Here is a 23,876-nt window from a genome sequence, read left to right as displayed (position 1 = left end):
TTTATCACTGTTAGCCACTGTGCGTGGCGGCACGTCATTTCTTGGTCCTTAGCGACAAAGAAACGAAGCAAAGAAAGCGCTTTCAACCGCGCTACCCTAAGTGTCCACAGCGTGCAATTTTGATTCATAGGTGCCCCAAAAGCACTGTGCTCGCCAGAGCCACGGATGTGTGAAACCCTCCTTCTCCGTACACGGGTTCTGACACGCTTCGCCACCAGTGACTGAACCCGCCCGAAGAACACCCCGCGCTATCCGCGGACACCGCCCTCCGAATTTTTATGCACGACGAATCACCTCACCAACCCCTTATGTAACAAATCCCCGAAGGGGATGAGGCCGTACCCGGCGAAAGTAGCCGCACTAAATGCGTAGCCAATTCACCGAAAATCGAAACACCAAACGCGCGTCAACCTGCTAAGGATCAGGCAGCGCACCACGAACACGACCGCGCTGACCAAACAGCTAATCTATAAAAAACCGCAGCCTCGCAGTTCCGTAAGGCCGTACTGGTTCGTGGGCATTCGTGCTTGCCCGAGAGCACTGGTGGCGAAGCGTGTCTATGTCAGGATTCGCGAGAAGGAGGGTTTCACACGTCCTGCGCTCTGGCGAGCACCGTGCTTTTGGGGCACCTATGAATCAAAACTGCACGCTGTGGACACTTAGGGTAGCGTGGTTTGAAAGCGCTTTCTTTGCTTCGTTTCTTTGTCGCTTTGGACAAAGAAATGACGTGCCGCCACGCACAGTGGCCAATAGTGATAAAGAGAAAATCCGACTCTCGCAGACCACTAACCCTGAAAGCAACAACCCGCCGACGACTCCGACCGCTAACGCTAGAACCTAGCAACCCCGCCCACTAACACCGAAAGCGACATCCCCTAACCACCAAGCGCCAGCGGCCCCCATCCCCGGGTGCGAACCAAAACCAAAACCACGACCAATCCCATTCAGAGCCGCGAGGCGACACCCCGCAATCTCGTGACCCGGCTGAAAATCGCATAACACGCACACGCGACAATAATCGAATCAAGCGACGGGATACCCGTAAAAGAAAACACACCCTTCACCGTCATAAACCCGACCAACGCCCCGATGATCCACGCAACGAAAGTCAGCACCTTCACCTGCGGATCGGAAACCAGCAGACGCTCGTCATACCCACCCCGCCGATAAAGCAAAAAGTCTGCGATATAAATCCCGGCCACCGGCGGCGTCGCAATGCCCAGAAACAGCAGAAACGGGATGAACCACGCCATTATGTCCATACTGCCGACAATCACCGCCAGCACACCCGGCGCGACGGTAATCTGCCATTTCGGAAACCGCGTGAACAAGGTCGAAACAACCAGCGTGCCTTGAAACATGTTCCCGGCATTCCCCGTCACGGTCGCAAAAATAAGCAGTAAAGCGGCCGGCAGCACGGCCCCGAATACGGCCATAGCGCCCAGCAAGGAAGCTTTCCCTGAGATCCGGTCGGTGTTGCACCCGCCCAATACAACAACGGATACGCGATCAGGAACGTCAGCACCGCGCCGATCAACGCATGCTTGCGGTTATGAACGAAACTGCCGAAATCAGGCAGCGTAGCCACCAGCACAATGATCGTCCCGACAACAGTGGAAACGGCCACGCCGGTATTCATATCGGTGAACCCGGCTGGCACCGGGACCATTCCGTGAGCCGCGACATACACGCAATAACAGAGCATCAACGCGATAACGGGTATGGCGAACTGAGCCACCTTGCCGAGCAGTTCGAAACCGAAAGCCGTAGCGGCCACAAAGATCACGCAACCTACAGCAACGAGCATCGGAACCGGTATCTCCAAGCCCTGTTGCGCCAATAGATCGTGAACCGAATGCCCGAACATATTCGCGGTCACGGCAATCCATCCGAACAAACTGACCGCGAGCAGGACGTTGATCGCGATCGCCCCTTTTTCGCCGAACGGATATTTAACAATGCCGTACGTGGGCAACCGCGCCTTCTCGCCAACACAAATAGTGATCGCGGAAAGGATAGTCAGAATGATCCCGCCGATGACCACCACTTTGATCAACGCCAGGCTCGATAACTGGCTCCCAAGACTGGAGGATGAGAGCAAAAGCGGCGTAATCGCAATGCCCAATAAAATCATGGCAATGCGATACCCGGGCGCCGTATTCGGGCGTTCGTCAGTGTCGCGCATACAAATGTTCCTTGGAGTGCCGCGCAGTCACGCGGAATAGAAATGGCCGGTATAGGCGCGCCAGCTTCCGTGCGCGGTAATGTCCTTCTGGTTCTCAACCAACCAAGGTTCGGCCAGCACGCCCAGCACCTGAGCGCCGTCGCGAAGCGTCACCTTGCCGATCGCCAGACCCGCCGGTTCGCTCAGCAACAAAGCGGCGAACGACGCGAGCGGCAATTCCCAGATCTCGAGCGCGATCGACGTTCCGCCTGCAGCCACGCGGATCATTCCCGGATGGCGATCGCCAATACTCCAGAGCCTGTAATGCGGATCGGTGTGATCTTCACGCAAGAACACGCCGCCCGCCGCGGTCATGTTGCCGTTCAGTTCGAGCCCACGCATGAGCGTGCCATTGACGGCCAGCAACGTAGTGTTGTTCATCTGTCTGCCTTCATTTTTTTACAATTGGTATTGCTAAATAAAATGTCCACGACGCAAACCGCTATTGCGTGATCCACGTCCCAGTCTTGCGATCAAGTGCACGCTTGATCGATTCGGGACTTGTAATCAAGCCTTTTCCGTGGCCGCCATGCGACCGGCTATGAGTCACGAATCGCATGATGGCTTCCACTTTGGGCAGCATGCTCCCCGCGCCGAACTGATTTTGCGAGATCAGTTCCTGCGCTTCGGCCAGGCTCAGCGTGTCGAGCCAGCGCTGATCCGGCTTGCCGAAATTGATCGCCACCTGTTCAACCCCTGTGGGTATCAGCAGGAGATCGGCGCCCAATTGTTCGGCGAGAAGTGCCGAAGCCAGGTCTTTGTCGATGACCGCTTCCACGCCCGAGATCTGCTGGTGCTCATCGACCAGAACCGGAATGCCGCCGCCGCCGCACGCGATCACCACGCAACCTTGTGCAAGCAACGTCGCGATCACCTCGCGCTCCATGATCTCCAGCGGCTGCGGCGACGCCACCGTCCGGCGCCAGCCCCGTCCGGCATCTTCCATCAGCGTCCATCCGAGTGATTTTTGGCGCTGCAGCGCCGTTGCTTCGTCGAGGAAAGCGCCTATCGGTTTGCCCGGTTTGAGGAACGCCGGATCGTCGCTGCTGACACGCGTCTGGGTCACAACGGTGACCACGTGCCGATGAATCCCGCGACGCCGCAACGCGTTGCTCAACGCCTTCTGAAACATGTAGCCAATCGCGCCCTGGGTATCGCCGACGGCGTAGTCCAGCGGCACCGGCCGGACTTCATCGGCGGCAAGTTCTGAGCGGCGCAGGATAAAACCAACTTGCGGCCCGTTGCCGTGCGTCAGCACCAGGTCCCATCCGGCCTCGATCATGTCAGCAATGTGCCGTGCACTTTCGACGACGGCGTCGTATTGATCAGGAATGCTATCGTGTTGATCGTCGCGGATCAGCGCGTTGCCGCCGACCGCGACAATTGCCAGAGGCTTGGTCATGCTGCTTGGTCCCTGTGATTTAAACGTATTCGGCGAGCGCGCGAATCGCTTCGATAAAACCCGGCATCGGCGCCGTGGTAATACCCGCGCCGATCTGCCCGACGCCAGCCTCCTTGTGCGCAATCCCGGTATTGATGATCGGCAGGATGCCGCGATCAACCACCTTGCGGGCATCAATACCCGCGGCAGTCGGCGCGAAATTCAGTGCGGGGAGCGTGAACGCAGGATTGCCGCCCAGCGTGATGGCCTGCATGCGACGGCTGTTGCTGGTGGCATCGGCCGGCGTGCCGCCCACGAACTTCACAATAGCCGGCGACGACGCCATGGCGAAGCCGCCCACTCCTGCCGTCTCGGTGATCGCGCTGTCGCCGAGATCGGCTGCGGCGTCTTCCACGCCATAGCCCGGGAAGAACAAACCTTCCACCGGATTGGCGGGCGCCTGGAACCACCGGTCGCCCGTGCCCGACATGCGGATGCCGAAGTTCACGCCATTGCGCGCCATGACCGTGATCATTGAACTGAACGGCACGTTGTGGGCTGCATCGGTCATGGCCTTGCACGCGGCCATCGAGAGATTGAGGAAGAAGTGATCGTTGCCAACAATGAATTCCGTCACGCGCTGAATCCGCTCGATCGGCAATCCGGTCGATAACAACGCGGGAATCAGGCGCTTGATCAAGAGGCCGGTCGCGGCCGCGTTGCGGTTATGGACTTCGTCGCCCATGTGCAACGCCTGCGCCATCATCGGCTTCAACTCCACTTCACCCAGCACCTTTAACGCGGCCTTTAATGCCGGCGCGAGCTCTTGCGTCATCCAGTGCAAACGGTCCAGCACTTCTTGGTTATTGGCGCCGAAACGCAGCACCTTGCCGAGCCCTTCGTTGAAGTTGCTGAAAGCCCGCCGGCCGTTTGTTTTGTTCTCGATCACCCACAGCGGCATGGACGGACTGATGATGCCCGCCATGGGGCCGACCGCCTGATAGTGGTGACACGGCTCGAACTCGATCGCGCCATCCGCCGCCAGCCGCTCGGCGGCTTCGTGGGTCGTCGCCCATCCTTCGAACAGGATCGCACCGACAATCGCGCCCTTCACCGGTCCGCACATATCGGTCCATTCGATCGGCGGACCCGCGTGCAGGATCAGCTTGCGATGCGCCATTGCGCCGATCGCGTGCGATGCGCTCATGACATCGACGAGAACGGGCTGGGCCGCAAGATATTGCTGGAACGCCTGCTCGTTGGCGTGATCGACTAACGGATGGCGAATCAGCGATGCCAGCGCCAGCCCCGCGTCTACGTCTCCGAGCGCGGGCGGCTGCCACTGCAGGTTGATGACATCGCCGCCGGCGAGGGCGAGGTTATCGGCAAAACTGCTCAAGCCTGCATTCACCACGTTCAGTGGCTGGTTAAATAGCGTGTTCATCATGGTCCCGTTATTTTTGCGCCTGAAGATGGGCAACGTGGCTCGCCCAAAGTGCCGCCTGCGCGTTGCAACCCGCGACGAGAACGCCGGCTTCGCGCAAGGTATCGACCTGACGGCTTCTGACTTGTGGATCGGCTTCTGTGCCGCAGACGTGGGAGATCAGGACCGGCAAGTCTTTGCCTGCCGCCTGAAGTCGCGCGTGTTCGATCAGCGCTAACAACTCGCGCGCAGGTTCTGCCGATGCGCCATAACCGAGCACGAGGTCGAACAGCACGACGGCGGTTTGCGGGTCGTTCAGCTCCGCGAGGATTCGCTGGTTGCGCAGCGTGGGGTCGATCATGGGATGCGGACGGCCACGCGTGAAATCGTCATCGCCCATGTCGACGAGTGTGTGACCCGTGCTGTGCCAGATATCCTCGAGCTTGCTGTTCGACGCAACCGGCGTATTCGACGACGCCGCGAAGCCGCGTTGCCGCAATAACAACTGGCTTTCGTAGCAAAACGTGCCACCCGCGAACACACCACGGATGAAGCGCCGCATGGGCCGCAAGGTACGGCTGTAATCGTGGAGACGTCCGGCGTCCGGCGTGCTGACCTCGGCGACTGAGGCCGGCAGCGCAGCACCCGATAACAACGCGACGGCGAAGCCAGCGGCATCGGCCAGGGTGTACGCCGGCGTGATCCCCGGCACGTTCATGTCTTCCGGCTGCGCGCCCAGGAAATTGACGACGACCGGCTTGCCCGCAGCGCGCGCCCGCGCCAGGATTTTTTCCGCGACAGCAGGCGCGGGCGGCTTGGAGATCAGCACGATCACGTGGGTGTCGGGATCTGCGCTTAGCGCATCGAGACCGTACAACATGGAGATCCCGCCGATCGATTCGTGCAGGTCATGGCCGCCCGTGCCCAGCGCCTGCGAAATCCCGGCGCCCAACTGGTCGATGCGGCATGTCACCTCCTGCAAGCCGGTGCCCGATGCCGCCACCACGCCAATCGCCCCGCGCTTCACCACATTGGCGAAGCCCAACGGCATGCCGTTAATAATGGCCGTCCCGCAATCGGGGCCCATCACCAGCAGGTTCTTTTCGCGTGCGAGTGTCTTGATGGCGCACTCGTGGGCGAGGCTGACGTTGTCGCTGAAGAGCATGACCGACAGCCCCAGGCGCAACGCCTTGATCGCTTCGGCGGCGGCGTAATCGCCGGGCACCGAGATCAGGGCGAGATTCGATGCCGCCTGCTGTTCGACCGCCATTTCGAGGCTGGCAAGCGGTGGCGGGCGCACGCCGTCGCCGCTTGACTCCTCCGGCTTGCTGTTCAGGCGCTCTTCCGCAATCACGAGCGCGCCGTCGCATGCAGCGATCTCCCCGCGTACCGCGATCACGAGATCGTTCGGACCGGCTGTACAACCGTCGTCCAGCGCCGCGTCCCGCAGTTGCGCCAGATTGGTGGGCGTTCCCATCACCACCGATGCCTGTTCAATGCCGGCGAGCTTGGAGATGTGCGCGGATATCTGCATCAGGGAGACAGAGTCCTGATACATGTTCTTGAAGACCTTGGTTCTTATGCTCATTTCAGCTTCCGGTAATCGTTACACTTGCCTGCTTCAGATTTGGCCGAGTGCCCACCTGGCGAACCCGGCGTTGCATGCGCCGGGTACCATCAATTTGATTAACTCGATAATGATTTTCCGCTAATCCATATAAAGGATCAGTTCATTTCTATCTGCTCGATCTTTCCAAGCGCCCTTATTCCGTGCAGAAAACCGCCGAGACAATCTGCGCCAGATGACGAGCCGAATTTCATGACATTGATTGCCGCAAGTTTCGCCTCCACCGGCGACCCTCCGTGAATCAGGACGGTCGTCAAATGATCGATCGATTGTGAATAGTGTCCCTGCAACGCAAGCTCCAGATAATGCCGGCTGATACTGGTCGTTCTGTGAAGTTGACTCTTTATTGCCGGGCGCAGTAGTTTCAAGTGCGCGGATATGACGCCAAGATGCTGCCACGGCCATAACGACGCCAGATAACCCAGCAAGTAGTCGTCGCCATCCGGCGTCAGCCCTGCGCCGTATCCAATCAGTTCCGAGACGCCGCGTTCCAACTCTGCCTTTGCGTCGCCGGGGTTCAAGCGAGGGGTGCGCCCACCCGGCGGCCAACCCGGCAGCAATTGCAGGCTGCTGCGCACCTCGCGCTCCATGCAGTACGCCAGCAACTGGCTCGACAGCAACGGATACGCCGCCAGCAGCGCGCTCGGCGAATGGCCGCCCGGCGCCCGGTCCGCTCCAGGCCGCCAGCACGGCGCCTGGCTCAGGTTCGCGCGCCAGAGTGTGCCGCGCAACTCGTTGTTCTCGAGCGTGACGGGCTGCCGCGAATGCGCTTGATGGCGCCAATCCCAACCCGGCGGCGTCGCGAGCCTGATGGCCGTGGGCAGGTTCTGATAGCGCGGACCGAGCAAAGTCAGCAACTCGCCATTCGCCGACGACAAGTTCATCGCGTGCTGAAAGCAGCTATGAACCCAGAACCGCAGCGTCTCGCGCGGCCCGTGCTCGGCCATATAGCCAACCGAGCACACAGGGAACGTGAGGAGGCGTGCCATGGCTGCCTGGCCGGCTTCAGGCGCGCAAGCCGTCGACAATGGCCGCGGCGTCGCTGACCCAGCCGAAAATTGCGCCCTGCGCCTTGATCATCTCCAGCGCCGATTTCTGGAATTCGGGGAAATACGATCCGACGCAATCCGCCGGAATGATGCACTCGTAGCCGCGGTCATTGGCTTCGCGAACGGTCGTTGTCACGCAGACCTCAGTGGTCACGCCACACACGATGAGCGTCTTGATCCCGTGGTTTTGCAGGATCAGCTGCAGGTCGGTTTCATAGAACGCGCCCTTACCCGGTTTGTCGATGATAGGTTCGCCAAACGCCGGATACAACTCGGGAATGATGTCGTGCCCGGCCTCCCCGCGAACCAGGATGCGGCCCATGGGGCCGTCGGTGCCAATGAACGTCTTGCCGCCGCGCGTCAGTTTCGCCGGCGGGCAATCGGCCAGGTCGGCGCGGTGGCCCTCACGCGTATGGATGACCAGGAGCTTTGCATCACGCGCCGCCTTCAGCACTTTCCCGCACGGGACAATCGCGCTGCGCACCAGGGAGACGTCGTTTCCCAATGCTTCGCCAAAGCCTCCCGGTTCAACAAAATCACGCTGCATGTCGATCACGACCAATGCAGTTGTGTGTGAATCAAACGGAAGCGGAAACGGTTGTGCGTGAAATAGTTTTTGAGGCATTTGGGTATTCCTTGATTAATGTCAGGACGTGAAATGCTTGCTCTGCTATTGCAATTTATTTAAATTGTCCTTCGATTTATTATAGGTAGGTTCGTCTTAAGGCACGATAGAAATTTCATCGAGTTAATCATTGTTCATCGATTTTTAAGCTTAATTGAAGTCGTTTCAAAAACTTAATAAAATCATTATCACGAACTGCCTGGTATTGTGTTGCGCATTAATAAAGCGCGCCGCGAAATAATCGGCCCAACGCTGCGACGAAATAACACGACTCGTAATGAAACATTTGGTGAGGTCTTTCGTCACCGTCACTGAAACATCGAATCAATTGTCTGATGTTTGATCCGGCACGCATTTCCCCGATGCAACCCGTGCACCGCCTCCACTATCGATCTCCCGAATTACCCCGCTTTCCCGGCTCTTATCAGCCGATGGCCCGCAACCCACCCTTGCAATAATTCATTCACTGGAAAACGGTTCGTCGCCCAAAACGTGGCGCTGCCGTTCAACCGCAACAGATCAGCGTGAGCGCGAGCTCATCGGGGGGTAAATGAACATCCGCAAATTCATCGGTGCCACAAGTCGCGACGCGTTTCGGCTCGTCCGTGAGGCACTGGGCCCCGATGCGGTCGTGTTGTCGAACCGGACAACCGAAGACGGCAGCGTTGAGATCGTCGCGGTTGCGGACGGCGATCTCGCGAAGATCTCGCCGAAAGCCGCCGCGGAACATCGCGAGATGAAGCTGAAGGCGGCGAGCGGAAACCAATCACACGCGCAGTTACTGTCACCATCACTTTCGCAGTCTCACTCGAATTCAAATTCGAATGCGGGTTCGAACCCGTACGCCAGCGGCGATGTCTTTTCGTCGGTGTTCGGCGCCAATCCCGAACCGCTGGATGATCTGGAGCCCGAAGCACTGGCAGATGACACATCGCGCACGATGGCCGAATCGAATCCCTGGCTGATCGAGCATGCCCGCCGGGTCGCGCAATCGGCACAGTTAGCACAGTCAGCGGCTGACAGCGCGCCGCAACGCACGCTGAGCGCGTCGGCTGCCATCGCAAAGGGATTAGGCAGTCCTGTGACGGTCACGCCGCAGGACTCCGCGCAAGCCCACGGATGGACACGCGAAGCCGCGCAACTCGCCGCTCGCCGCGCGGAACAAAAAACCGCGCAACTGCACGCAGCCACTCAAACCCCGGCGGCCCACCCCGCCACTTCGATGCAGGAAGGCGCCTTCGCGGGACTGCCGGCATCGGCCGCCGCCGCCGTTACCGAAGCCATCCGCACCCGCGTGGAGCAAGTGATGAACGACACCGTCATGCATGAACTATCGTCAATGCGCGGCATGATGGAAGAGCACTTCGCCGGCTTGCTGTGGGGCGATCGCCAACGTCGCAGCCCGAATCACGCCGAGCTGACCAAGCGCCTGTTCGCCGCCGGTTTCTCGGCTCAGCTGGTGCGCCTGGTGATCGACAACATGCCGGAGATCGAACAAGCCGAAGCGTCGATGGAATGGGTTCAGCAAGTGCTCGAAAACAACCTGCCCGTCATGGACAGCGAAGAATCGATGATGAACCGCGGCGGCGTTTTCGCACTGATGGGCCCGACGGGCGTAGGCAAGACCACCACCACCGCGAAGCTCGCCGCGCGCTGCGTGATGCGCTTCGGCGCCAGCAAGGTCGCGCTGCTCACCACCGACAGCTACCGGATCGGCGCACACGAACAACTGCGTATTTTCGGCAAGATCCTCGGGGTATCGGTGCATGCGGTCAAAGACGCCGACGACCTGCAACTCGCGCTCTCCGAACTGCGTAACAAGCACATCGTGCTGATCGACACGATCGGCATGAGCCAGCGTGACCGTACTGTCGCCGATCACATCTCCATGTTGTGCGGCGCCGGTCATCCGGTGCAGCGCCTGCTGCTGCTGAACGCAACCAGCCACGGCGACACGTTGAACGAAGTCGTGCAGGCCTACCAGAGCGCGCCGGACCAGCCGCCGCTCGCGGGCTGCATCCTGACCAAGCTCGACGAAGCCACGAACCTGGGTGGCGTACTTGACACCGTGATCCGCTACAAGCTGCCCGTGCATTACGTATCGACGGGTCAGAAGGTGCCGGAAAACCTGTATGTGGCGACCAAGCGCTTCCTGATTAAAAGCGCCTTCTGCATTCCGCGTGACGGTTCGCCGTTCGTGCCGCAAGACGACGACGTGCCGCCGCTCCTGTCCGCGCTCTCCGCGCGCGCTTCCACTGAACTGCATGAGGTTCATTTTGGATAAGTTCGTGTCCGATCAGGCTGAAGGCCTGCGGCGCTTGCTGACACGCAACGGCTCTCGGGTCGTGGCGGTCTGCGGCGCCCCGGCAGGTGGATTAGGGGGGACCGGCAATACATCGACGGTCGTCAACCTGGCTTCCGCTCTCGCCGCGCAAGGCAAGGACGTGCTGGTGATCGATGAGCGCCAGAACGCGTTGTCGGTGACCCGGCTGACGAAGGTGCCGGACAACGGTGCACTGGGCGCGGTCTTGTCCGGCAAGCGTTTCTTGCAGGACGCCGTCACGCGCACGCCGTTCGGCTTTTCGGTGATCGCCGCGCCTCGCGACGAACGCATCAGTCAGGACGCCGCGCATAGCCGCGTGCTGCTCGATGGACCCGCCGATATCGTCCTGATCGATACCCAGCTTGATCGCAGCGGCGCGCTGTCGAACCTGGCCGTGCAAGCGCACGACTTCGTGATCGTGACCCGCGTTGCACCGGCCGCGATCACCGAGGCGTACGCATGCATCAAGCGTCTGCACTATGCGCACGCTATTGGCCGGTTCCGGGTCGTCGTGAATCACGTGAAGAACGGCGCCGATGCACAGATCGCCTTCGATAACCTCGCCGGCGTCGCCAGCCGCTACCTCGCGGTGCAACTCATGCCGGCGGGTTGCGTGGCCGAAGATCCGCGCGTGGCGCGAGCGCACGAATTGTCGCGTTGCGCAGTGGAAGCTTTTCCGGCGACGGCCGCCGCCCGGGATTATCGGCAGATTGCCGCTGAATTGCAGTACTGGCCGATGCCGCAAGCGTCGCAGTTTGAATGGCCCGTGCAGCCCTCGCGAGCGGAAACGCAGCAAGGGTTGGAGCGCTCGACCAACTCCGGCGCGGTACGCCGCCCCGAAACGCCATTGATGCAGCTTGCGATGAGCAGCCCCGCGTCCGTGTGATGCCGCAAGAAGAAGGAACAAGGTGAATGCGATGTATAACGCCCAAGGAAAACTGTCACAGTCCGAAGTCCTGACCCGCTACGCGCCGCTGGTGCGCCGGCTCGGACTGCAGCTTGTGGCAAAAATGCCAGCCAGTGTCGATCTGGACGATTTGATCCAGGCCGGCATGATCGGTCTGCTCGATGCCGCCAGCCGCTACAAGGAAGATCAGGGCGCTCAGTTCGAGACCTACGCCAGCCAGCGGATTCGCGGCGCGATGCTAGACGAGCTGCGCGCCAACGACTGGCTGCCGCGCAGCATGCGCAAGACCTCGCGCGAAGTCGAATCGGCCGTGCACAAGGTTGAGCAGCATCTCGGCCGGTCGGCGAGTGAACAGGAAGTGGCTGAGCACTTGAACATGCCGCTGATCGAATACCAGGCCATGTTGCAGGATCTGCACGGCAGTCAATTGATCTATTACGAAGACTTTGACCGGTCTTCCGATGACGAGCCGTTTCTCGACCGTTATTGCGTCGATAAAGCCGACCCGCTCTCCGCGCTGCTCGACGGCAGCTTGCGCTCCGCGCTGGTCGATGCAATCGATAAATTGCCTGAGCGCGAAAAGCTGCTGATGAGCTTGTATTACGAGAAGGGGCTGAACCTGCGCGAAATTGGCGCGGTGATGGAAGTCAGCGAATCGCGTGTGTGCCAGTTGCACAGCCAGGCCGTTGCGCGTTTGCGGGCGAAGTTGCGGGAACAAGCGTGGTCCGGCGTGGAGGCATGATATTTGGCGGTCGAGGGTTCTTGAACGCAGATCAGGTTTCGAAATCCGCTCCCTGCGCGAACTCCGTCTGGCCTTTGCCTAACCCTTTGGCGCGATACATCGCGCGATCGGCGGCTCGCATCAGCACAGCAATATCCCTGTAACCAGGGCTCAGTTCCGGTGAAATCAGGCAAGCACCAATACTCGCCGATACATTCACCACCCGGTCTTGCACCGACGTCATTTCCGCCAGCACCGCGTGCACGCCGTTTGCCACCGTCTGCACGGCGTGACTGCCGGTCACGTGCCGCGCCAGCACGACGAATTCATCGCCGCCGAGCCGCGCGACTGTGTCGGTGATTCTTACCCTTCCTGCCAGCAGTGCCGCGAAAGTTTGCAGCACGATGTCGCCGATTTCGTGTCCGTAGGTATCGTTGACTTCCTTAAAGCCGTCGAGATCGATCAGCAGCAGCGCAGTCGCGCCTTCCTGTCCCGTCGATATCGCCGTCACCGCCCGGCCGATAGTCTGCTCCAGCATGTAGCGGTTACTCAAGCCCGTGAGCGGGTCGGTGCCCGCCTTGAGCGCGAGGTCGCGGTTCGCACTGCCGAGGCGGCCGACCAGCACTGCGAGATAGACCGACGCCCCGAGCACGCTCAAGCCGATTCCGAGTGCCGCGGAACGGTTGATCATCCACCACGGCTGCAAGACGGACAACGCGACGATTCCCACCAGCGCCGTTGCGCAAGACAACGCCAGCGCGTGTTTGCCGTAACGCCCGCCCGCGCCGATCAGAAACAGGAAGACGGCCCACAGCATGGGCAAGGTGAGCGCTCCACCGACGCCGAGAACCACCGTGAGCAGTGCTTGGTCGGCGACAGTCGTGGATGCGAGCCGCAGATTCGACTGTCGCTGCATTCTGCTGATGATTACCCGTGTCGCCACGCCGTAGATCAGATAGAGCGCGAGCGCATGGAAACTGGCGGTCGCGGCGGGCGATGGAACGGACCACGCGAGCGCGCCGTACACGGCCGTCGCAAGGCAGCCCAGTACGACTCGCAGCGTCGCCTGCTCTTTTTCCGGATCGAGATGAGGCGACCATACGTAACCGCGGTGCCGGTGCAAGGGGTCATTCGCCTGCCCCATTCTGAGTCTCCTGATGACGATTTTCGAAGTGCCGATCGATGCCACGTTTTCTACAGCGACTGCGTAGTGCAGAATCGCAATCGTACTGCGTCGCCGGGAAGTGGCTGAAAAGTGCACAATTCGACTAGATTCTTGGCGGATTGATACTGACTTGGTGCGATCGATTTTGAATCGGTTGGCACGCATTCATCGCGCCAGGGTGTTTTGGAATTGTTGTTTAAGTTGTTATCTACTACGTAGGTTTTTCGACGCCCGATGCAACCACTCGAATCCGCTTCTTCCGCTGACGGCACGAATGCCGCCGATGACGCCCGCGCCGTGCTCGATTCCGCGTTGCTCGGCGAATGGCTGCCTGTCTGTAATAGCGCCGATGTGCCCGCCGGGGAGTCGCGTGGGTTTGTGGTCGCGGGCGAACGGCTGGTCGTCTGGCGCAACGAGTCGGAAGATAAAGAGTCGGCCGCGCAGCCCGATATTTCCACCGACGTTCATGTCTGGCGCGATCGCTGTCCGCATCGCGGGGCGCAGTTGTCGTTGGGCACGGTGACGGGCGGCTTGATTGCGTGCCCGTATCACGGCTGGCGCTATGACGTCGATGGCCAGTGCATCCACATTCCTTCTAATCCTTCGATACGCTCCGCGAAACCGAAGCGCGCTTGCGCGCGGACGTATCGCGTGGAGGAGAAATACGGTGTGGTGTGGACGTGTCTCGGCGAGCCTTCTCGTCCACTCGATTTCTTCCCGGAGTACGGGGAGTTCGACAAGCCAGGAACACGCCGGATCAATCTCGCGGCGCAGACGGTGCGTTCATCGGCGCCGCGCGTGGTCGAGAATTTCCTCGATATGGCGCACTTCCCGTTCGTGCATGCCGGCATTCTCGGCGATGCATCGCATACAGAAGTGCAGGATTACGAAGTGATTGAGACGGAGGGCGGGCTGGAGGCGCGGCAGTGTCGGTTCTGGCAACCAGCGGGATTGCCGGGACAGGAGGGCGTGGATATTGACTATGTGTATCGCGTGAAACGGCCACTGGTGGCGAGTTTGTCGAAGGTCGCGCAGCACGGTGCGGGCGCGTTGCATCTGTTGCTGGTGGCGTCGCCGGTGAGCGAAACGGAGACGCGGGCGTGGATGGTGTCGGTGTTCGAGGATGAGTCAGCGCACTCGGATCAGGATCTGTATGACTTCAATATGCAAATACTGATGCAGGACACGCCGATAGTGGAATCGCAATGGCCGAAGCGGCTGCCACTTGATCCGCAGGCTGAGTTGCATCAGGTGTGTGATCGGTTGTCGGTGGCGTATAGGGGGTATTTGAGAGCGCGGGAGTGGGGGTATGGGACGGAGGTGAGTGGGGTCCAACCACTGTCCCACTTTGCTTATTAACTACAGCGAAATCTGTTCGAATTTTCCACCGCTGTACCGCCATGGCACTCGGAACGCCGCACCACCTTTTATTCTCCGGCTTTGATCGAGTATTGCTGGCCACCATTTGACCAGATTTTGTGCCTTGTCCCAGTGCTGGCGCTCTGTCCACTGTCGATGAAACACGAACGTTATCAGGCCGGAATCACGCAGGGCTTTGCGCTCGGTGTCGTTTTTACGAAAGGCATCCTGCGATAGAACAACCCAACGCCCCTCTTCGCCTAGCTCTTTTATCCAATCGTGGTCCTTCGTATCCGCCGCAAACCTGTCACGCAGATGTATGACACGCGCAACCGTTTCTTCGACTCCGCACAGCTCCCGGATGGCGTGAGCCAGATGGGGGAGAGATTGTTGTCGAAGAAATACTTCATGCTGCCATTCGCTCGTAGCGGATGGCAGCATCGACTGCGGCGACCGGGATATCGAACAATAACGCGACCATTTTCTTATTTTTCTCAGCCTTGAAAGCCTCAGCGACGATTTCCGTTCTCACGCCATAGCCGGTCAGCACGGGTTTCCCAAATGCGATTTCCGGATCGAGCACGATCGCGTTGCTGCGTTTGAGTGGAAACCAACGGCTTGCCTGGCCGTCGCGTGCAAATTCGATTCCGGTGTACAACGCCGGCCGAACAATATGTTCAAACACCAATTGTCGCTTGGCGAGATCGGTCATTTCAGCGTCGCCGTGTTCTTGCAACGCTTCGGAAAAAATCGATTTGCCATCGGTCAAAAACCGATGTGCAGTGAAAGGATAGTCGGTTCCAAACATTGCCTTCGCACCTTCTATCGCAGCACGAATTACCTGAAGCGGAACATCGTGATTGCGGAACGCCTTGACGATACGCAACTCCATCAGGTCGCGAAAACCGATCACCTTTTCATCGAGATCTGCGAGTTGAGATTTCCACAATGGAGCACCGACACCACCTTTGAACGTATAGCCGAACAGCCAGCGGCTCACTTCGCGCGCTTGAGCGCCCGTGAGCCGTTCTGCTTCCTGAAGGGTGTATAGGCCAATGCCAGTGAGTTCCATGCGGACATTCTACCGGTAAGCGCGACATCGACTTGACGAAGCTTTGTGGCATTTTTTGTCGATCAGTCGCGTGCTGTCGGTGTGTCTCGCTTGGGGCAAGCTCACCCTGTTCGCCCAAAACCACTGCGCGCGGCAATGCTCTTTCCGCCAAACGGGCGAACGCGAAAATCTGCCCCGATCTTTCAATCTGTAGACCGCTTAGCGACTGAGATATCGGGAAGGTTGATGACGAGCAACAGCACCCTGTTTGGAGCTAGTCGATGCTTACGGATAGACACCGTTTCGCCTTACTAAGCGTCAGAAATATCGCGTAATAAGCGCCCGAGCGAATCCTCAAAAGATCTCTAATACAAGGCCGTTAACGACGGTAGCGGCCACTACACCCATTCGTCGTTCCAGCAAGAATTCACGCTAACCACTCGGAGCAATGCATGTCCATTTCAGCACTGACAGGATCGGCTGCTAGCGCCGAGCCGTGGGCGGTTAACCGCACGCGCGCAAACCAACAGACCGGGCCTAGCGCGGATTCTTCGTCGACCACATCGACAAGCAGTAGCGGCGGCACAAACCCGCTGCTGCAAGCTATTTCCGCAGCATTGTCGCAACTTGGATTGACGTCGTCGAGCGACACGTCTTCGACCAGTTCGAGCACCAGTTCGCTAGCCGCGACCGATTCAACCTCTAGCGCCTCGGCGCCGTCGGCGACTTCGGTAGCCGCAGCGCTACAGCAATTTCTCGGCGCGCTGTTCCAGGCGGCTGGTGGGCAGGGAAGCCCGGATCCGACATCGACGAGCACTAGTGACAGTGACACCGGCACCAGTGCGATTTCGGCGACCGCCGCAACCACTGCCGGTTCAGCCGCAACCGCGGCGATTAGCACGGCTGCGACAACCGCTCCCGCTTCGCCTTCTGGCGCAGCGCCGGCTCATCACGGGCATCATCGGCATGGGGGTGGCGGAGGTGGCGATCTTGCATCCCAAATCGCCGATCTGGCTGATTCGTTGACTTCCAGCTCAAGCGGCACTACGTCGACCACCGGCACGACGAGTTCATCGTCCGATTCGAGCAGCGTCAGCGGTTTGACATCGGATTTCCAGAATCTGCTTTCGTCGCTGGGCTCGACGTCCGGATCCTCATCGAGCAGCACGAATACCCAGTTGCAAACATTCCTGCAGAGTCTGGCGAGCAACCTTCAGCAACAAGGCGTATCCGGCGCCACCGGGATGTTTGTCAATACGGCGGCTTGAGGCGAAGACGGGGCGAGGTGGTTATCGTCCGGTCGTAGTTAGAGGGCATCGTTACAAAGGACCCTCATCCGCTGCACCATTGTGCTCGAACCGTTGAGTTCCATTTCATCGGTGAAGAGTGCCTGCACACTTGACAGCCGAACCGCGACGCCAGCTTCCAACAAGTCTTTACTGGCGATCTTCAGCGCAAGTTGGCCCATTCTGACCCGCTCGAGCCAGTGCATCTTCAACTGGTTCTTCGTTAGCCATCGACGGCAACATTCGACGACATGGTCCACGCGCCATTCTTGATTCAGGGCGTACGATGCCGCCGCGATCGCGACGAGGAAACATAGCAACTCGGCACGCGCGCTGTCGTGCTCGGTAGATTCATCTTTGGTCATGCTCATCGGCCTGCCTACGATCGTTTATCAACATCACCACATATGGGCGTGTGCACGAGAATCAACGTTAGTGCGGATGCGAAGGTTCAGGTTATCGAACCCTGCCCCCGTTGAAAACCCCCGCGTCCCAACTCTGGGGAATATTCAGCCTGGATGGGCAAACCAACCTCGAAAGATATCGCTCGCTCCGCCGCGGCGTCTTCCCGCACCGCCTGCTCACGGAAGGCGTGCCCGGGATACACGCAAAACGTCATTCCAGGCAGCTTAGAACAATTGCATATCAACCTCGAGCACCATCGGCGCCAGGCGCAGTAGGTGGTTCGCCTGCGCGCAGACGAAATCCGACACCTGCTGCACCAGTGCACGTTCTTCGTCAACGTACGCGTCCGAGCTGGCGAGCTCCGGCGCAAATTTCAGCGCGGCCTGCGCCATGCGCGTCATCTCGCGCGCAAGGAACGATGGCCGCGTGCCGGTGCGATGGGCAAAGTCCGCGAGCGCAAATGCGGTAATGTCCTCGAGACGGAAGGCATCGCCATAACCCATCGCCATGTCCTGCTCGACGTTCTCACCGTACACGTTGATAGAGACAAGGTCGTAGAGCGGCGCGGGCACCAGACCGGCACTGTTCACGAAGAAGGCGAGGTTCTTGCCGTGCGCATCGCTATTACCGATGAGCAATTGCAGCAGTGCCCATCGGACCATGAAGGTCCGAGCAGCCGCGGGGTTATCCAGATACGGTGTCAGCGAGAACAGCTTCTCGAAGCTCACGCCCTCCCGAATGTTGCGAACATCCGGCGTATTGCCGAAGTTGCGTTCGTACTTGAACGTTACCGGTAGGTCCAGGGCCTGGCAGCTGTCGATAACGTGCAGCCGGCGCACGGCCTGAATGGCGACGCCATCCGACGCGTCAACCGTAGCCTTGCGGTCAAACCTCTCGATGAGCAGTATCGGCTCGGGAATACGACGGATGGCCACCGGCGCTACGAGCAGCTTCATGCGCGCTGCGAGCGTCATGCAGTAGTGCTCGTTGGCCACCATGAATGGCGTGGACGCATTGCGCGGCTCCGGTTTCAGGATGTGTGTCGAGCTGAGCGAACCGTCAACCAGCGAGAGCCTGTCGCCCTCCACCATCACCTGAAGCTTGTCCTGAAAACCAGCAACGGACAGGCGAACCTTTTTATCCCACACCGGGAACGGAATGACATCTCGCTCGCGGATGCGTGCGCTCAACTCCTCGTCAGGAATTTGCCGCCGGATGGGCTTACCGTCCGTCCCTTGAGCGTCTTCTGACAGTTCGCCCGGCGGCGCCTCAGCAAGAAAACTCAATGCGCCAACGGGCTCTTTGCCGAGCATGCGAATCAGGCCGTAGGCATTGTCCTTCGACATCTGATACACGGCCGAAGCCACCTCCAATGCCCGCCCTTCCGGTAGCAGGTTGGCGATGAACCGGTGTACGGTACCGGCGGCCGGCGCCCGCCCGGAAAGTGGAATGTGCGGCGAAAGCGGAAAGGCCCCTCTGCGCTCCTGCCAGACTGCGTCGTACCTGAAACTGTACTGGTCCTGCAGAGCGTCAAAGCCGAGATGACCGACGCTCTCGCCTTGGGTCGTGACCTTAAGCGTATGCATCATCGGGCGTTCTCCTCTGGGTGAGAACTGCCGGCTACGGACTGCTCCTTATGCGACCGGAGCACATCCGCCGCCTCGCTCTTTGTCATGATGAGCATTGTTAGTCCCATACCCTCCAGCACCTTGAAAAGCTTGTCCAGGCTCACCGACTTGCCGTTTTCCAACCGGGACAGCACATCAGTGGAGACGCCCACCATGCCAGCTGCATCGTCAATGCGCATTTCACTTTGTGCGCGCCTGTTGCGCACAAGCAGGCCCAGAGCGGTCATATCGCGGGCGAGTGGTTCCGTATTGGCGAGCGGGCGAGGCAGAGGGCGGGCCATAGTTCTGATATTGCAGGAAGATAGAAGGAGCTGCGCGATTTCACGGCATTGTTTCGACAATATCAGAATATTGGTAAAAGATGACGGCTGCGGCGAATAGTTCCTATTTTTTGGGAATAACCGTCGCCGATTGGTTGCTCGCGACAATTGTTCCGGTAATACCAGAACAACTCGGCGTGCGAGAGCTTTGGTGGGTGCATGCAGCCCAAGCTATACCGGATCCTTCGCGCAAGCGCTGTCCAAGATTTTGTCCCTTGTCGGGCCATTGGAGGCGGGGGAGCGAAGTACCAATCGGCAAAGCGCAGCGGCATCATTACCGGCGACTAATAGGACGGGGTGTGACGCAAGAGAACTGCACAAGCTGCAGCAGAATTGCTCCGCCCCAGAGCTCTTTGACGGCAGAGAGCGACAGCGGTGTAAGTTTCTGATGGGATTGGTGCGCCCGGCTGGGATCGAACCAGCAACCCCTGCCTTCGGAGTTTTAAACGCGAGCAAATATCTCGTTATAACTCAATGACTTGCGCAACTCGCACAACGTAAAACCAAGGCTAATTAAACTTAACAAAGGCCAATTTATGCTGCCCCAAGCTGCAAATTAGCTGCATTGGGCGCGCGGCCATTCTTAGGCAAGTGGGGACTCCAAGACGCCGTCCTCTTCGTCCTCAAGAGTACGAAGCACGATTCCAATCTGTTCATTGAGTTCAATCGGAGCATCGGCCATTTGCCTAAATGCGTTGTTCGCATGTTCCTCGGAGCGCGCAGTAGTCACGGACGTACATGCCGAAGACAGCTCTTGGGCTAACCGCCTGACGGCTTCATTTCGCACACGACTCTGTAGCTTCGATAAGCCCGCATGCCCAGCCCTCGCCCCCTCGTTAGCTACCTCGGACGTCGGGGTCTTTCCCCAATCACCGGTCTTGCGAAACCCCTCAGTATCCTCAAGGTGCAATGTCACCGTACTTCGCACAAGTCCCTGACTTACCTCTTGCAGTTCAAGTAACGTAGTGCGCTGGAAATCGATCCGCCTGATGCGCGCAGTATCGCGCCGTTGTTCTTGGCGAGCCTCACGCTCCCTATCAGTGGTTCTACGATGCGTCACAAGATCACCTGCCCCCTTTAATACGCCGCCGACTATCAGGGTGACCACTGGAAACCAAATTTTAGGCTCGATACCAAGAACGTCCACTTCCCCCCCTCATCACGAAAATAAATCTGTAATCAGCATACCAACGCTTCGTGGTCGCTCGTGCAACAAAATTGCTCGCGCCGTCACTGCCGAACGATGCGAGCTGTTCCCGACTAAATCTTTGTGCGCCGTTACCTTGCGACGAAGCCCCTTTATTTCGGACCGTTGCACAGCGATAGGCCAAGGGCGTTGCGATTGATATGATTTTATGCGGTCGACTGCCCTAAGTTAACCTATCCTTCAATCGGCAACTACGCCACGCACTCAAAGAAGGATGGCAAAAATTCCAGCTTATAAAAATCTGCACGGGGATTCAGGGGTTGCGTCCTACGAGATAGGACCGGACTTCATCAATGTTCAATTCAAACTCGGAGCGATCAGAAATTATTCTTACACTTATGTAAAGCCAGGTGCCATCCACGTCGAGGCTATGAAGAATTTAGCAATTCAAGGCAGTGGACTGAACGCCTACATCAGAAGCAATCCCGCCGTAAGAACCGGTTACGCAAACAAGTCGTAAGGGAAACCTTCGTTGAGAATATAGTAAAGCGCACATTTGCTACCTATGCTTTACGTTGCAATTTTGTCGGCCAAGAAGGACGAGTTGCGAAGTGCGATATTGCGATCCCATCGGCCGCTGACCCTCGTATTCTTATCGAAACCAAAGCATACGGGGCGACCGGCTCGAAGAGCGACTAATAGGCGATATTGAGAAAATATCGAAAGCCAAGACTCCTAATATGGATTTCCTCTTAGTGACCGATGGGGTGACTTGGAGTCAACGGCAAGCGGATCTTAGTAAGATTGTTATTTTTCAAAACTTGGGTTACATCACGCGTATTTACACCCAATCAATGGCCGAACAGTTCGAGAGGGACTTACAACTGCTTAAGCATAGGCACGCGCTGTAGCACGCGCCTTATCGCTGATCCATCCTCTGGCAGTTCACATCTTAGCCAATGGCGGGTGGTACGTGGCCGGTAGGCGAGATTGCCTGCTTGGAAGAAAGGTCCCGTCGCTTACGTAGCGCGGTCCGGCGGCTTGATGGAATAGGGCCTGAAGCGCACGACCTCATCTCCGAACCACTCGTTGAGTTGCGCAAAACGTCTTTGCAACGGCTCTATTTCGTTCGCACCGAAAACCTCGGCCACCATGTCGGCCGCACCAAACCCGCCGCTATTGCTCGGCACGATTCCCATGAGCTGCGGCGGTACGCGGTGCGCCGCGAGCAAGTCGTCGCGCGTCACATTCTTGATGTTGAAGAATTCATCTTTGGCCGTGACCTCCGAAACGGGGATGAGTTGGATGCCGTCCTTCTTTCCGTTCGGCGCGTACATGAAAAGGTTTCGGAAATTGCCCGGTCCCTTGCTGTTCTTCAAAGCCTCGCGCATGTTGTCGACAGCGGTTTGACTCTGCGCCGCATCGGTCATGTACAGGATGAAACCCGCGTGCGAACCGTTCTCGTAATACCGCCGGCGAAAGAGCGTCGCCGACTCGTTCAACCAGGCCGCGTGCAACGCGCCGAGATATTCGGGTAAGCCGTACACCTCTTGATTAATGTCCGGTTCCATCAAATGATGGATCGAGCCGACCTCGAACTCGTGTTGCTGTTGCCACCCGTTGACCTGGTAAAACTTCTGCAAGTCTGTCGACCGGCGCAAGTATTTCGACGGTGCGCGTTTGAGCGCGAGGGTTCCGCCAAGCCTCGATTTTTGCCGCTCAATGTACCCATTGCCGAACACCAGGAAATCGAGCGACCATTTATCGAATTCCTCGCGCGTGAGCAACTTGTGCGGAATGAACGTGGCCGATAGCACGTTGCGTTTAAAGTAAATCGCCGAGCTGTGATGTACACCAGCTCGAAACGATTTCGCCAGGCCGGCGAGCGACACCGGCGGCTCGAACCACTGGCCGGCGGCCCATGTTTCGACGTAATCCAGTATTTCGGCGCGGTCCATCACTGGCATGGCGTCGCCGAACGTGAAGGCCTCGGCCTTGGGCGGGTTTGAAGGTGCGGCCGGCGGTGCGGCGTGCGTGTACTGTCTGCGCTTACTCAATTTGAGAACTCCATAAAGCCGGTATTGTTTGCGGTGATGCCTTCTAACGGCTCGTTGCCGAGCGCGTGCAGACACGCCCACGCTAAATCCGCGTGGCCTGTTTCCTCGTTCCTGCTGGCCTCATATGTGACTTTCTTGCCGCTCGCCGTCATCGTCTTGCGAATCGCCATAAACGACTGAGCTAAATCGGTCCAACCGGCATCGAATTCGAGTCGGCCCTTGCCGATCACGTTTAGACCTTTGAGCACCAGGCGGCCTTTCACTTCAGGCGAGTAATTGAGCGCGACCGCGTGCAGGTAGAACTGGCGCACGAGCTGATACACGCCCTGGCCGATGCCTGTCGTATCGATCGCCATATACGTCACGTTGTATTGCTGCGTGACCTGGCGAATCGCCTCGGCCTGGGCCTCGAAATCCATACCGCGCCATTGGCACTTGTGCAGCACGCGGAACTTGCCACCAGGCACGGCCGGCGGTGCGTCGTCGGCCGCATGCAAACGCCGTCATTTCTCAATTGCTGCTATAAACATTTTTGCTTGTATTTGGGCGACGCAACGAACCGGGATGCCAGTGAAGAGAGCGAACTTAAACGATGGCTGTCGAAACACAGGAGAACAGAATGTTCCGCTACCCTGCCCGACTCAAGGCCGACGAGGTTGGTTTTACGGTTACGTTCCGCGATATTCCCGAAGCCATCACTGCTGGCGAGACGCGCGAGGAAGCTACCGAGATGGCCGCCGATGCTCTGGCTACCGCGATGGATTTTTACTTCGAAGATAAACGCCCGGTTCCGCTACCGTCCGAACCAAAGCACGGCGAAACCTTAGTCAAACTACGCACCAGCGTTGCAGCGAAAGTGCTGTTGCTTAATGCGATGCTGGCGCAGCAAGTCACCCCCGCCGAGTTGGCCCGCCGGATGCGCACGCGGCCACAGGAAGTGAACCGCGTAATTGACCTTGAACATGCAACGAAAATCGACACGGTCGCATCGGCGCTCGCCGCGCTCGGCATGCGCTTAGAGTTGAACGTGATCTCCGCATAAGTGTGAATCTGGAGATTGGCGCCCATATCCGAATCAGAGGACGATGCAGCGACGTAACCTGACGCTCCCGTCATCTCGGCATGCCACGGAAAACAGGTGTATTCTTACCAAATTCATATCGATCAATAGAAGGTAA

22 protein-coding genes and 1 pseudogene are annotated in these 23,876 nt (G+C 58.7%); 6 read left to right on the top strand and 17 right to left on the bottom strand.

Annotated features, from left to right (window positions below; translation table 11 throughout):
• Positions 1-944 precede the first annotated feature (944 nt).
• The 8 genes from GSQ93_RS37740 to GSQ93_RS09080 form a co-directional block, all read right to left on the bottom strand.
• Positions 945-1,436: a cytosine permease gene (locus GSQ93_RS37740; protein WP_216857594.1), complete on the bottom strand. Its 492-nt coding sequence runs from the start codon at positions 1,434-1,436 to the stop codon at positions 945-947.
• Complete coding sequence (locus tag GSQ93_RS09110) at positions 1,379-2,185, bottom strand: cytosine permease (protein WP_216857593.1); 807 nt, start codon at positions 2,183-2,185, stop codon at positions 1,379-1,381. Before GSQ93_RS09110 ends, GSQ93_RS37740 begins: the two co-directional genes overlap by 58 nt.
• 27 nt (positions 2,186-2,212) lie before the next feature.
• Positions 2,213-2,605, bottom strand: coding sequence for a glutamyl-tRNA amidotransferase (locus tag GSQ93_RS09105; RefSeq protein WP_158935339.1), 393 nt, complete (start codon positions 2,603-2,605; stop codon positions 2,213-2,215).
• Positions 2,606-2,666: 61 nt separating this feature from the next.
• A complete protein-coding gene (gene arcC / locus GSQ93_RS09100) occupies positions 2,667-3,626 on the bottom strand; it encodes a carbamate kinase (protein ID WP_158935338.1) in 960 nt (319 codons plus the stop codon).
• Positions 3,627-3,645: 19 nt separating this feature from the next.
• Positions 3,646-5,052 (bottom strand): DUF1116 domain-containing protein, encoded by a 1,407-nt coding sequence (locus GSQ93_RS09095; RefSeq protein WP_254073815.1) that lies wholly within the window; start codon positions 5,050-5,052, stop codon positions 3,646-3,648.
• A 7-nt stretch (positions 5,053-5,059) separates the two neighbouring features.
• Positions 5,060-6,616, bottom strand: coding sequence for an acyl-CoA synthetase FdrA (gene fdrA / locus GSQ93_RS09090; RefSeq protein WP_158935336.1), 1,557 nt, complete (start codon positions 6,614-6,616; stop codon positions 5,060-5,062).
• Between the two features lie 137 nt (positions 6,617-6,753).
• A complete protein-coding gene (locus GSQ93_RS37605) occupies positions 6,754-7,644 on the bottom strand; it encodes a DUF2877 domain-containing protein (RefSeq protein WP_174254595.1) in 891 nt (296 codons plus the stop codon).
• A gap of 16 nt (positions 7,645-7,660) precedes the next feature.
• Entirely contained in the window at positions 7,661-8,329 is a 669-nt protein-coding gene (locus GSQ93_RS09080; RefSeq protein ID WP_158935335.1) for a cysteine hydrolase family protein, read from the bottom strand.
• Between the two features lie 550 nt (positions 8,330-8,879).
• Here GSQ93_RS09080 and flhF point away from each other — a divergent pair.
• From flhF to GSQ93_RS09065, 3 genes are read left to right on the top strand one after another with little or no spacing between them, the layout of a single operon-like run.
• Positions 8,880-10,613 carry a flagellar biosynthesis protein FlhF gene (flhF, locus tag GSQ93_RS09075; protein ID WP_158935334.1) on the top strand — a complete coding sequence of 578 codons (1,734 nt, stop codon included), beginning with the start codon at positions 8,880-8,882 and terminating at the stop codon, positions 10,611-10,613.
• The gene (locus GSQ93_RS09070) at positions 10,606-11,538 is read left to right on the top strand and encodes a MinD/ParA family protein (protein WP_158935333.1); all 933 of its coding nucleotides are present in this window, start codon (positions 10,606-10,608) and stop codon (positions 11,536-11,538) included. The genes flhF and GSQ93_RS09070 overlap by 8 nt, the downstream gene beginning before the upstream one ends.
• A gap of 31 nt (positions 11,539-11,569) precedes the next feature.
• A complete protein-coding gene (locus tag GSQ93_RS09065; RefSeq protein ID WP_158935332.1) occupies positions 11,570-12,301 on the top strand; it encodes an RNA polymerase sigma factor FliA in 732 nt (243 codons plus the stop codon).
• Between the two features lie 31 nt (positions 12,302-12,332).
• Here the strand turns inward: GSQ93_RS09065 and GSQ93_RS09060 are convergent, their stop codons facing one another.
• Entirely contained in the window at positions 12,333-13,424 is a 1,092-nt protein-coding gene (locus tag GSQ93_RS09060) for a GGDEF domain-containing protein (protein WP_158935331.1), read from the bottom strand.
• Positions 13,425-13,679: 255 nt separating this feature from the next.
• On the opposite strand from GSQ93_RS09060, the gene GSQ93_RS09055 reads away from it, so the two are divergent.
• A complete protein-coding gene (locus GSQ93_RS09055; RefSeq protein ID WP_158935330.1) occupies positions 13,680-14,804 on the top strand; it encodes an aromatic ring-hydroxylating dioxygenase subunit alpha in 1,125 nt (374 codons plus the stop codon).
• On the opposite strand, the gene GSQ93_RS09050 is transcribed toward GSQ93_RS09055, so the two are convergent.
• The 3 genes from GSQ93_RS09050 to GSQ93_RS09040 form a co-directional block, all read right to left on the bottom strand.
• Complete coding sequence (locus tag GSQ93_RS09050) at positions 14,805-15,245, bottom strand: hypothetical protein (protein ID WP_254073814.1); 441 nt, start codon at positions 15,243-15,245, stop codon at positions 14,805-14,807.
• Entirely contained in the window at positions 15,211-15,876 is a 666-nt protein-coding gene (locus tag GSQ93_RS09045) for a DUF433 domain-containing protein (RefSeq protein WP_158935329.1), read from the bottom strand. The genes GSQ93_RS09050 and GSQ93_RS09045 overlap by 35 nt, the downstream gene beginning before the upstream one ends.
• 406 nt (positions 15,877-16,282) lie before the next feature.
• Complete coding sequence (locus GSQ93_RS09040) at positions 16,283-16,756, bottom strand: hypothetical protein (RefSeq protein WP_158935328.1); 474 nt, start codon at positions 16,754-16,756, stop codon at positions 16,283-16,285.
• 121 nt (positions 16,757-16,877) lie between these two features.
• On the opposite strand from GSQ93_RS09040, the gene GSQ93_RS09035 reads away from it, so the two are divergent.
• Positions 16,878-17,123, top strand: coding sequence for a hypothetical protein (locus GSQ93_RS09035; RefSeq protein WP_158935327.1), 246 nt, complete (start codon positions 16,878-16,880; stop codon positions 17,121-17,123).
• A 38-nt stretch (positions 17,124-17,161) separates the two neighbouring features.
• On the opposite strand, the gene GSQ93_RS09030 is transcribed toward GSQ93_RS09035, so the two are convergent.
• The 5 genes and pseudogenes from GSQ93_RS09030 to GSQ93_RS09010 all read right to left on the bottom strand — a co-directional run.
• Positions 17,162-17,506: a hypothetical protein gene (locus GSQ93_RS09030; RefSeq protein WP_158935326.1), complete on the bottom strand. Its 345-nt coding sequence runs from the start codon at positions 17,504-17,506 to the stop codon at positions 17,162-17,164.
• 264 nt (positions 17,507-17,770) lie between these two features.
• Positions 17,771-19,135, bottom strand: a complete 1,365-nt coding sequence (locus tag GSQ93_RS09025) for a HipA domain-containing protein (RefSeq protein WP_158935325.1) — start codon at positions 19,133-19,135, stop codon at positions 17,771-17,773.
• Positions 19,132-19,401 (bottom strand): helix-turn-helix domain-containing protein, encoded by a 270-nt coding sequence (locus GSQ93_RS09020; RefSeq protein WP_158935324.1) that lies wholly within the window; start codon positions 19,399-19,401, stop codon positions 19,132-19,134. Before GSQ93_RS09020 ends, GSQ93_RS09025 begins: the two co-directional genes overlap by 4 nt.
• A 2,259-nt stretch (positions 19,402-21,660) precedes the next feature.
• Positions 21,661-22,698: a phage portal protein gene (locus tag GSQ93_RS09015; protein WP_158935323.1), complete on the bottom strand. Its 1,038-nt coding sequence runs from the start codon at positions 22,696-22,698 to the stop codon at positions 21,661-21,663.
• Positions 22,695-23,177 (bottom strand): annotated as a pseudogene (locus GSQ93_RS09010) (terminase); the annotation flags it as partial. The gene GSQ93_RS09015 and the pseudogene GSQ93_RS09010, both read right to left, overlap by 4 nt.
• A 140-nt stretch (positions 23,178-23,317) precedes the next feature.
• On the opposite strand from GSQ93_RS09010, the gene GSQ93_RS09005 reads away from it, so the two are divergent.
• A complete protein-coding gene (locus tag GSQ93_RS09005; protein WP_158935321.1) occupies positions 23,318-23,740 on the top strand; it encodes a type II toxin-antitoxin system HicB family antitoxin in 423 nt (140 codons plus the stop codon).
• The last annotated feature ends 136 nt before the right edge of the window (positions 23,741-23,876 follow it).

This window comes from Burkholderia sp. S171 (genome assembly GCF_009766085.1).
GTDB lineage: Bacteria > Pseudomonadota > Gammaproteobacteria > Burkholderiales > Burkholderiaceae > Caballeronia.
The sequence above is the reverse complement of the archived record's forward strand: the minus strand, read 5'-3'. Positions and strand labels throughout refer to the sequence as shown.

What these genes read in the sequence shown, in the direction of transcription:
- GSQ93_RS37605 (WP_174254595.1), bottom strand. Translation starts at nt 7,644, where the DNA reads ATGGCACGCCTCCTCACGTTCCCTGTGTGCTCGGTTGGCTATATGGCC.
- fdrA (WP_158935336.1), bottom strand. Translation starts at nt 6,616, where the DNA reads ATGAGCATAAGAACCAAGGTCTTCAAGAACATGTATCAGGACTCTGTC.
- GSQ93_RS09110 (WP_216857593.1), bottom strand. Translation starts at nt 2,185, where the DNA reads ATGCGCGACACTGACGAACGCCCGAATACGGCGCCCGGGTATCGCATT.
- GSQ93_RS09045 (WP_158935329.1), bottom strand. Translation starts at nt 15,876, where the DNA reads ATGGAACTCACTGGCATTGGCCTATACACCCTTCAGGAAGCAGAACGG.
- GSQ93_RS09025 (WP_158935325.1), bottom strand. Translation starts at nt 19,135, where the DNA reads ATGATGCATACGCTTAAGGTCACGACCCAAGGCGAGAGCGTCGGTCAT.
- flhF (WP_158935334.1), top strand. Translation starts at nt 8,880, where the DNA reads ATGAACATCCGCAAATTCATCGGTGCCACAAGTCGCGACGCGTTTCGG.
- GSQ93_RS09005 (WP_158935321.1), top strand. Translation starts at nt 23,318, where the DNA reads ATGTTCCGCTACCCTGCCCGACTCAAGGCCGACGAGGTTGGTTTTACG.
- GSQ93_RS09060 (WP_158935331.1), bottom strand. Translation starts at nt 13,424, where the DNA reads ATGGGGCAGGCGAATGACCCCTTGCACCGGCACCGCGGTTACGTATGG.
- GSQ93_RS09020 (WP_158935324.1), bottom strand. Translation starts at nt 19,401, where the DNA reads ATGACCGCTCTGGGCCTGCTTGTGCGCAACAGGCGCGCACAAAGTGAA.
- GSQ93_RS09080 (WP_158935335.1), bottom strand. Translation starts at nt 8,329, where the DNA reads ATGCCTCAAAAACTATTTCACGCACAACCGTTTCCGCTTCCGTTTGAT.
- GSQ93_RS09050 (WP_254073814.1), bottom strand. Translation starts at nt 15,245, where the DNA reads ATGCTGCCATCCGCTACGAGCGAATGGCAGCATGAAGTATTTCTTCGA.
- GSQ93_RS37740 (WP_216857594.1), bottom strand. Translation starts at nt 1,436, where the DNA reads ATGGCCGTATTCGGGGCCGTGCTGCCGGCCGCTTTACTGCTTATTTTT.
- GSQ93_RS09065 (WP_158935332.1), top strand. Translation starts at nt 11,570, where the DNA reads ATGTATAACGCCCAAGGAAAACTGTCACAGTCCGAAGTCCTGACCCGC.
- arcC (WP_158935338.1), bottom strand. Translation starts at nt 3,626, where the DNA reads ATGACCAAGCCTCTGGCAATTGTCGCGGTCGGCGGCAACGCGCTGATC.
- GSQ93_RS09095 (WP_254073815.1), bottom strand. Translation starts at nt 5,052, where the DNA reads ATGATGAACACGCTATTTAACCAGCCACTGAACGTGGTGAATGCAGGC.
- GSQ93_RS09055 (WP_158935330.1), top strand. Translation starts at nt 13,680, where the DNA reads ATGCAACCACTCGAATCCGCTTCTTCCGCTGACGGCACGAATGCCGCC.
- GSQ93_RS09030 (WP_158935326.1), bottom strand. Translation starts at nt 17,506, where the DNA reads ATGACCAAAGATGAATCTACCGAGCACGACAGCGCGCGTGCCGAGTTG.
- GSQ93_RS09105 (WP_158935339.1), bottom strand. Translation starts at nt 2,605, where the DNA reads ATGAACAACACTACGTTGCTGGCCGTCAATGGCACGCTCATGCGTGGG.